Here is an 8,604-nt window from a genome sequence, read left to right as displayed (position 1 = left end):
TTCCGGGAGAGCAACGCATGCGCGCGATTTTGTGCAAGGAACTGGGACCGGCGAATACGCTGGTCATCGACGACATCCCTTCCCCCGAGCCGGGCAAGGGCCAGGTGAAGGTACGGGTAAAGGCCGCCGGGCTGAATTTCCCCGACACCCTGATCATCGAAGGGAAGTACCAGATCAAGCCGGAGCTGCCGTTTTCACCGGGCGGCGAAATGGCCGGTGAAGTGCTGGCCGTGGGCGAAGGCGTTCAGCGTTTCAAACCCGGTCAGCGGGTCATGGGCCTGACCGGCTACGGTGCCTTTGCGGAAGAAATCCTGGTGCCGGAAAACCAGCTGATCCCGGTACCGGACGGCATGAACGACCACACCGCCGCCGCCTTCTCCATGGTCTACGGCACCAGCTACCACGCCCTCAAGCAGCGCGCCAACATCCAGCCCGGGGAAACCCTGCTGGTGCTGGGTGCCAGCGGCGGGGTGGGCCTGGCGGCCGTGGAGCTGGGCAAGGCCATGGGCGCCACCGTGATCGCCTGTGCCAGCAGTGAAGAGAAACTGGCAGTGGCCAGGGAGGCCGGCGCCGATGACCTGATCAACTACGCCGAGGAAGACCTGAAGGACGCGCTCAAACGGCGTTACCCGAAAGGCGTGGACGTGATCTACGACCCGGTGGGCGACAAGTTCACCGAAGCCGCCATCCGCAACATGGCCTGGAACGGCCGCCTGCTGATCGTCGGCTTCGCCGCCGGCGACATTCCGAAAATCCCCGCCAACCTGGCACTGCTGAAAGGCTGCTCCATCGTCGGCGTGTTCTGGGGCGCCTTCACCCAGAAGGAGCCACCGACCAACATCCAGAACATCATGGAACTGATGCAGCTGTTCAATCAGGGCAAGATCAATCCGCGCATCAGCCAGGTGTTCAAGTTCGAGGACTACGAACAAGCGCTCGCCGCGCTCACCTCACGTACCGCCAAAGGCAAAGTGGTGCTGGATATTGCCGGCGCCTGATACACCGAGCCTGCGTTTGTGGGAACGGTGGTTCCACCGCGATTGTCATCACGGATAATCGCGGCGGGACCACATTATTCCCCACTCTCACCCCCTTACACTAACGCCACCAACCCGGTGATACAGCCCCGCCTTACCTTGTATATAGTGGAAGCTCGCTATGGCAAGGAGGCAGGAATGACCACACCGCTGGTACTGGTAATCAACTGTGGCAGCTCGTCCATCAAATTCGCCCTGGTGGACGAAGACAGCAGCGACTTTCCCCTGGAAGGGCTGGCGGAAAGGCTGAACAGCCCCGAGGCCGTACTGCGCTGGCAGCAGGATGGTGAGCAACAGGAACACCCCCTGGCCGACGCGGATCACCGCCAGGCACTGGAAGCCCTGCTGCCCCGGGTGCAGGCCTACGCCGGCAATCGCCTGGCTGGCATTGGTCACCGGGTGGTCCACGGCGGCGAGCAGTTCACCGCCGCCGGACTGCTGGATAACGCCGCCCTGGCAGCAATCCGCGCCGCCAGCCCACTGGCACCCCTGCATAACCCGGCCAACCTGCTTGGCATCGACGCCGCCCGGGCCCTGTTTGCCGACCTGCCCCAGGTGGCCGTATTCGATACCGCCTTTCACCAGAGCTTGCCCGAACACGCCTACCGCTACGCGCTCCCCATCAAGTTGTATCAACAACAACGCATTCGCCGTTATGGTTTCCACGGCACCAGCCATTGCTATGTCACCCGCCGGGCGGCCTCCCTCACTGGTATGCCAGTGGACGCCAGTGGCTGGCTGTCCGCCCACCTGGGCAACGGCTGCTCCAGTTGCGCGGTACAGGATGGCCACAGCCGCGACACCAGCATGGGCTTCACGCCCCTGGAAGGACTGGTGATGGGCACCCGCAGCGGCGATGTGGACCCCAGCCTGCACGCCTTTCTGGAACGGGAGCTGGGCTGGTCGGCGCAGCACACCGACCAGGTGCTGAGCCGGGAAAGCGGCTTGCTGGGCCTGTCCGGCCTGTCCAACGATATGCGCACCCTGGAGCAAGCCAGCAACGAAGGCCATGAAGGCGCCACCCTGGCCATCGAGGTGTTCTGTTACCGCCTGGCCAAATCCCTGGCCGGCCAGGCCTGTGCCCTGACCCGGCTGGACGGGCTGATCTTCACCGGCGGCATCGGCGAGAACTCGGCCCTGGTACGGGCCAAGACCGTGGCCCATCTGCGGCTCATGGGGCTGGCCATCAACGACGATGCCAACCGTGCCTGCGTGGGCGGCACCAGCGGCGAAATCCAGGCCGACAACAGCCCCCGCATTCTGGTGGTGCCCACCAACGAGGAACGCCAGATCGCCCTGGAAACCCTGGCCGCCATCGGCGCCAATAAGGAGACATAATGCAGATCTACTTTATTGCCCCCACCGGCTTCGGCGTGGGGCTCACCTCCACCAGCCTGGGGCTGCTGCGGGCCCTGGAACAGGGCGGCCTGAAGATCGGTTTCTGCAAGCCCATTGCCCAGCACCACCCCGGCGACACCGGCCCGGAGCAATCCAGTGAACTGATCACCCGCACCTTCGCCATTGAACCGCCCGCACCCATGCCCCTGGAGCAGACGGAAAAGTACCTCGGCGACGGGCAGCTGGACGACCTGCTGGAGCAGATCGTGCAGCGCTTTCATCAGGCCGCCGAAGGCAAGGACGTGATGGTGGTGGAAGGCATGGTGCCCACCCGCACGGTGAGCTATGCCGCTCGCCTGAACGCGGCTCTGGCCAGCAGCCTGGGGGCAGACGTGATTCTGGTGGCGGCACCGGAAGACGGTAACGTGTCCGCCCTGGCCGACAGCCTGGAAATTCACTGCCGTCAGTTCGGCGGCAGTCGCAACGACAAGGTGCTTGGGGTAGTCCTCAACAAGGTGCGTGACGACAGCCTGCCGGAGCAACTCCGGCAGCAATTTCCCGCCCTGGAGAAAGGCGACCTGCGCCTGCTCGGCTGCGTGCCCTGGCAGGAGGAACTGAATGCCCCGCGCACCCGCGACGTGGCCAAGTTGCTCGGCGCCAACGTGCTGCACGCCGGCGATGACGAGCACCGGCGCATGGAAAAGATCGTGCTTTGCGCCCGCGCCCTGCCCAATACCGTGGAGCTGTTCCAGCCACGGGTACTGGTGGTGACCCCCGGCGACCGGGACGACATCATTGTTGCCGCCAGCCTGGCCGCCAGCAACGGCGTACCCCTGGCCGGGCTGCTGCTGTGCACCGGCTTCCAGCCGGACCCGCGGGTAATGCGCCTGTGCCAGAGTGCGCTGGATGCGGGCCTGCCGGTGATGACGGTAGATACCGGCTCCTACGAAACCGCCACCAACCTGAACCGCATGAACCGGGAAATCCCGGTGGACGACAGCGAGCGGGTGGAAAAAGTGACCAACTTTGTGGCCCGCCATCTGGACCATGAATGGCTGCGCGAGCGCTGCGGCAGCCCCCGCGAGCTGACCCTGTCGCCGCCGGCCTTTCGCTACCGCATGGTGCAACGGGCCCGCGAAGCCAACAAACGCATTGTCTTGCCGGAAGGCAGCGAACCGCGCACCGTACAGGCGGCGGCCATCTGCCAGGAGCGTGGCATTGCCCGCTGCGTACTACTGGCCAAACGGGACGCGGTGGAATCCGTGGCCCGCACCCAGGGCATTACCCTGCCGGAAGGCCTGGAAATTCTCGACCCGGACAGCATTCGCGAACAGTACGTGGAACCCATGGTGGAGCTGCGCCGTAACAAGGGCCTGAACGCCCCCATGGCCCGCGCCCAGCTGGAAGATACCGTGGTGCTGGGCACCATGATGCTGGCCCTGGACGAAGTGGATGGTCTGGTGTCCGGCGCCATCAACACCACCGCCAACACCATCCGTCCGGCCCTGCAGCTGATCAAGACTGCGCCGGAATACAACCTGGTGTCGTCGATCTTCTTCATGCTGCTGCCCGAGCAAGTGCTGGTCTACGGGGACTGTGCGGTAAACCCGGACCCGGACGCCGAGCAGCTGGCGGAGATCGCCCGGCAGAGCGCCGCCTCGGCAAAAGCCTTCGGTATCACCCCGCGGGTAGCCATGCTCAGCTACTCCACCGGCGATTCCGGCACCGGCAACGATGTGGAAAAAGTGCGAGAAGCCACCCGACTGGCCCGAGAGGCCAGCCCGGATCTGTTACTGGATGGCCCGCTGCAGTACGACGCCGCTGCCATCGACAGCGTGGGCAAAGCCAAGGCCCCGGACAGCCCGGTAGCCGGCCGCGCCACCGTGTTCATCTTCCCGGACCTGAACACCGGCAACACCACCTACAAGGCGGTGCAGCGCAGCGCCAACTGCATCAGCGTCGGCCCCATGCTGCAGGGGCTGCGCAAACCGGTGAACGACCTGTCCCGCGGCGCCCTGGTGGACGACATCGTCTACACCATCGCCCTCACCGCCATTCAGGCGGCGGACCTGTGAGGAACGCAGAGCTTCAAGTTGCAAGTAACAAGTTTCAAGGCGCGGGCCTGGACCGAAGGGTTTTAGGCGCCGTGCCCGCGCCCAGGTTGAGTCGCGGGCACAGATTCATCAGTCGTTGATGCCGTGCCCGCGTTGAAACTTGTTACTTGCAACTGCTCTTATCGACCACTCTGATCGATCACCACACCCGGCGCTCCGACCTGAAACAATTCTCGCAGGTCGTCGGGCACCGGTGTCTTTTCAAACGGTTCGTTGGTCATCATCACGTACACCGCTTGCGAAGACGCAATGGCGCGGCCATCGTCCGCGTGGTGGATTTCCGCTTCCAGAGTAAAGGAGGTGTTACCCAGTTGCTTCACTGACACGAACACGTTCAGCACGTCGTCGAAACGCGCCGAAGATTGCCACTCTATGGTCAGCTTCACCGCCTGATTATCCAGCCCTCGCGCCTGCAACTGGCTGTACTCGCACCCCAGGGCGCGCATGAATTCCTTAATGGCGAGGTCCACGTAATCGCCATAACGCGCATTGAAAACCACTTGCTGGCCATCGCATTCTTGATAGCGAACCCGAAAGCGGAAACAGAACGGCTGGGGCATAACACTCTCCAAAACTTTTCAATACAGGACGGTCCGAAGAGTCAGCGGAGCAAATAACGATGTTTGCATGGCGGCAGGAGGGTTGTAGCGTGTGGCGAACTACCGGGACAGCGAAAACCCGACGGTGTGATCACCGTCCCCTCTTCGGTAACGGCATCAACCTGCTGGCCCACTACTTCAGACGCCGCATAGTAGCCCATTTCGGCATTCAAATGCTCCGAGCACGAATCGATATTGAATGCCTCCGCCAATATCTGGCGGTGCTGCAGGATGAGGCCATTGGCTTTCAGTTCGAGCAGCACTCTCGCTGCCGGGAATCTGGCGCTGAGAGATCAGCAAAGGCGTAACTCCCTTCGTTACGGGCGCCCACTCTGATCAATCACAACCCCCGGCGCCCCGGCCTGCAGCAACTCACGCAGGTGGTCAGGCACCGGGGTTTTTGCGAACGGTTCCGTGGTCATCATCACGTACACCGCTTCCGCACGGGCAATGGCTCGTCCTTCGTCCGCGTGGCGGATATCCGCTTCCAGGGTGAAGGAGGTATTGCCCAAATGCTGGAGTGACACGAACACGTCCAGCACATCGTCAAAGCGTGCGGAGGATTGCCATTCCGTGGTCAGCTTCACCACCTGATTATCCAGCCCCTGCGCCAGCAACTGGTTGTAGTCACAGCCCATGGCGCGCATGAACTCTGTCATGGCGAGATCCACGTAATCCCCGTAACGGGCATTGAAAACCACTTGCTGAGCGTCGCATTCGTTGTAACGAACCCGAAAGCGGAAACAGAACGGCTGGGGCATGATGTTCTCCAAAACGTCTAATGCATGGCTCCTACAGTGGCAGTAAGATGGCCATTGGCGTTACTCGAGCTTGCCGCGCTTACAGCATTCGCTCAATGGGCAATAGCGACAGCAACCATGCCAGCATGCGCCGCCACACCGTCACGTCGGGTTCGTTGTGGCGCACCTCCGGCCGACCGTCATGGCCATCCCCGGCCCAGGTCAGTTTTCCCTGCTCTTTATCGACCCGATAACTGTTTTCCGGCGCCAGGCCTTCTTCGATGAACGCCGCGACCTGCTGGCCCAGTTCCGCAGACGCCACGTAGTAGCCCATCTCCGTATTCAGATGCACCGAGCGCGGATCGATATTGAATGAGCCCACGAAGACCTCGCGCCGGTCCAGCACCATGGCCTTGGTATGCAGGCTGGCCCGGGAGCGCCCCTTGAACAGCCTTACCTGACGATGCAGCGCGCGGGCATTGGCTTTCAGTTCGTGCAGTTCCACCCCGGCCTCCAGCAGTCCATCTCGATAACGGGCATAGGCACCATGGGCGGCAATCACATCATTGGTGGCCAGGCTGTTGGTAAGCACCGCCGCGCGGCCTCCCCGCTGTTTCATCTCCGCCAGCTCGGCCACAAAGGCATCACCGGGAATAAAGTAGCTGGCCTCCATCAGCAATTCCTGATGATCGTCCCGGGCCAGCAGGTGGGCCAGCTGATCCCCCATCAGGGTCTGTTTGACCCCGGCGGCCTTGTCAGGACTATCGAACAGCAGCACCGCATGGGCCTGCACACACTGGCGGTCCTGTCCCGCCAGGTAATCGGTGAAGAAGGCTTCGTGCTGGGGAAACAGGTAGGGGTAGTTCTTGAGAGAGCGGCGCCATTGTCGCAGCCACTGCCAGACACGCTCCGCCGCCGACTCCCGGTAACGACGCAGGGTCTTCATGGGCATGGCCAGCGGGCTGTCCCAGTAACAGTCAAACGCCGCCTGGGTATCGGCGACGATGGGACCGCGCGCGTACAAGTCCAGATCACGGAAGTTGGTGGAGGCATTCACGCCGAAATAGTGATCGGCAATATTGCGGCCGCCCACGATTGCCCGCTCACCATCCACGATCCAGGCCTTGTTGTGCATGCGGTGATTAAGCAGCGGCATGTGGTGGAGCCACTGCAAGACGTGCTTGTAGCGCCCCCGGAAAGCGTTGAACAGGCGCACCTCGATATTGGGGTGCGCATCCAGCGCCGCCCACTTCACATCCCGACCCAGCTGGTTGGCGTGGTCCAGCAGCATGCGCACTTTCACACCCCGGCGTGCCGCCTCCAGCACCCGGTAGATCAGCAGCTTACCGGTGGTGTCGTCATCCCAGATGTAGTACTGCACATCCAGGGTTCGCCGGGCAAGACGGGCCAGGGTGATGCGCAAGGTAAATGCCTGATCGCTGTCAGCCACCAGGGCCAGGGAGGAAAGCATCATCGGGCTGGTCACCGCACTCACGCTGTTATCTCCCTGTTCACCCACATCTCTCCATCGACTGTCTCCATGACCCGGCCATGACCGGTCCATGACGATTTTCCTGTTTTTGGCCGTAGTGCCTACCCTGCCATAAAACGAACAGGGTTCACCGAAAATTCACAGGATTTTTACGGCCGGGACTTGTCGCACCGCCACCCTCTGGGCACTCCATTTTTGCTCAGGGATGAACACTCATGAAACGCATTCTCTTCGCCGGCCTGCTGGCCGCCTCACTGGGGTCGGCCCATGCCTACCAGTGGAACTACCCCGCCCCCATCAAGACCCCCGGCGCCAACGACAACGGCAAGGTGGTGCTGTTCGACGTGTCCCACGGGGGCACCGAAGGCAACGCGGACTGGGTCATCGACGGCGCCTTTTCCGACTTCGCCGATGCGCTGGTGGCCGAAGGCTATACGGTGCAGGAATACCGGGGTGTGGACAAGAACAGCGACGGCGTTATCCAGTTTGTGGACGACTACACCACCCCAACCACCGCCAACAGCAACGCCAACGAAGCGGTCATCACTTACACCGCCATCAGTCACGCGGATGTGCTGGTACTGGCGGAAAGCAACCGCCCCTTCACCCAGGCGGAACAGCAGGCACTGGAAGATTTTGTGGCCGCCGGCAAGGGCATTTTCTTTGTGGCCGACCATTACAACGCGGACCGCAACCTGAATACCTGGGACAGCACCGAAGTGTTCAACGGCTATAACCGCTCCACCCTGTCCCAGTTCAATGTGGGCGGCAGCTACGGCGACCTGCGTAACCCGGGTACCGCCAGCGGCTGGCTGGCCCAGGAGTTCGGCATTCGCTTCCGCTTCAATGCCATCGACTGGCACAGCGGCGCCAGCGGCATCGAACCCGCCAGCCAGGTTGAGGGGCTGACCACCGGCGTGGGCCCGGTACTGATGGCCGGTGGCGCCACCCTGGCCATCACCGACCCGAACAAGGCCAAGGGCCTGGTGTATTTCTCCACCAGCGACAGCCCCAGCCGCTGGACCCACGCGGTGGATTCCGGGCTCTACTTCGGCGGCACCGCCGAAGGCCCCTATGTGGCCATCGCCAAGTCCGGCCCCGGCAAGGCCGCCTTTATCGGTGACTCCAGCCCCATTGAAGATGCCTCACCCAAGTACAAGCGCCAGGACAACGGCAACACCAAAAATACCTACCCGGGGTGGACCGATGCGGGCAACGCCGCCCAGCTCAGCATTAACCTGATCGACTGGCTGGCCACCCCGGAAAGCTACACCCAGTTCAACA

General features: G+C 62.6%; 7 protein-coding genes and 1 pseudogene. 4 read left to right on the top strand and 4 right to left on the bottom strand.

From position 1 onward, the window contains the following. The first annotated feature begins 17 nt into the window (after positions 1-17). From HUJ17_RS00790 to pta, 3 genes are all read left to right on the top strand, one after another. The gene (locus HUJ17_RS00790) at positions 18-998 is read left to right on the top strand and encodes an NADPH:quinone oxidoreductase family protein (RefSeq protein WP_366470875.1); all 981 of its coding nucleotides are present in this window, start codon (positions 18-20) and stop codon (positions 996-998) included. 177 nt (positions 999-1,175) lie between these two features. After that, a complete protein-coding gene (locus HUJ17_RS00785) occupies positions 1,176-2,375 on the top strand; it encodes an acetate kinase (RefSeq protein WP_290508917.1) in 1,200 nt (399 codons plus the stop codon). After that, on the top strand, positions 2,375-4,450 hold the full coding sequence (pta, locus tag HUJ17_RS00780; RefSeq protein WP_290508916.1) for a phosphate acetyltransferase: 2,076 nt from the start codon (positions 2,375-2,377) through the stop codon (positions 4,448-4,450). Before HUJ17_RS00785 ends, pta begins: the two co-directional genes overlap by 1 nt. 158 nt (positions 4,451-4,608) lie before the next feature. Here the strand turns inward: pta and HUJ17_RS00775 are convergent, their stop codons facing one another. The 4 genes from HUJ17_RS00775 to HUJ17_RS00760 form a co-directional block, all read right to left on the bottom strand. After that, positions 4,609-5,049, bottom strand: a complete 441-nt coding sequence (locus tag HUJ17_RS00775) for a thioesterase family protein (RefSeq protein WP_290508915.1) — start codon at positions 5,047-5,049, stop codon at positions 4,609-4,611. Between the two features lie 41 nt (positions 5,050-5,090). Further along, positions 5,091-5,351: a hypothetical protein gene (locus HUJ17_RS00770; protein WP_290508914.1), complete on the bottom strand. Its 261-nt coding sequence runs from the start codon at positions 5,349-5,351 to the stop codon at positions 5,091-5,093. A gap of 54 nt (positions 5,352-5,405) precedes the next feature. Further along, positions 5,406-5,849, bottom strand: coding sequence for a thioesterase family protein (locus tag HUJ17_RS00765; protein ID WP_290508913.1), 444 nt, complete (start codon positions 5,847-5,849; stop codon positions 5,406-5,408). Between the two features lie 79 nt (positions 5,850-5,928). Next, positions 5,929-7,392 (bottom strand): phospholipase D family protein, encoded by a 1,464-nt coding sequence (locus HUJ17_RS00760; protein WP_290508912.1) that lies wholly within the window; start codon positions 7,390-7,392, stop codon positions 5,929-5,931. A gap of 143 nt (positions 7,393-7,535) precedes the next feature. Between HUJ17_RS00760 and HUJ17_RS00755 the strand changes: the two are divergent. Beyond that, positions 7,536-8,604: pseudogene (locus HUJ17_RS00755) on the top strand (hypothetical protein); the annotation flags it as partial.

Source organism: Alcanivorax sp., assembly GCF_014762765.1.
GTDB lineage: Bacteria > Pseudomonadota > Gammaproteobacteria > Pseudomonadales > Alcanivoracaceae > Alcanivorax.
The sequence above is the reverse complement of the archived record's forward strand: the minus strand, read 5'-3'. Positions and strand labels throughout refer to the sequence as shown.

Bases quoted from the DNA above. Each gene is read 5' to 3' on its own strand.
- HUJ17_RS00790 (WP_366470875.1), top strand. From the start codon at position 18: ATGCGCGCGATTTTGTGCAAGGAACTGGGACCGGCGAATACGCTGGTC.
- HUJ17_RS00785 (WP_290508917.1), top strand. From the start codon at position 1,176: ATGACCACACCGCTGGTACTGGTAATCAACTGTGGCAGCTCGTCCATC.
- pta (WP_290508916.1), top strand. From the start codon at position 2,375: ATGCAGATCTACTTTATTGCCCCCACCGGCTTCGGCGTGGGGCTCACC.
- HUJ17_RS00775 (WP_290508915.1), bottom strand. From the start codon at position 5,049: ATGCCCCAGCCGTTCTGTTTCCGCTTTCGGGTTCGCTATCAAGAATGC.
- HUJ17_RS00765 (WP_290508913.1), bottom strand. From the start codon at position 5,849: ATGCCCCAGCCGTTCTGTTTCCGCTTTCGGGTTCGTTACAACGAATGC.
- HUJ17_RS00760 (WP_290508912.1), bottom strand. From the start codon at position 7,392: ATGGACCGGTCATGGCCGGGTCATGGAGACAGTCGATGGAGAGATGTG.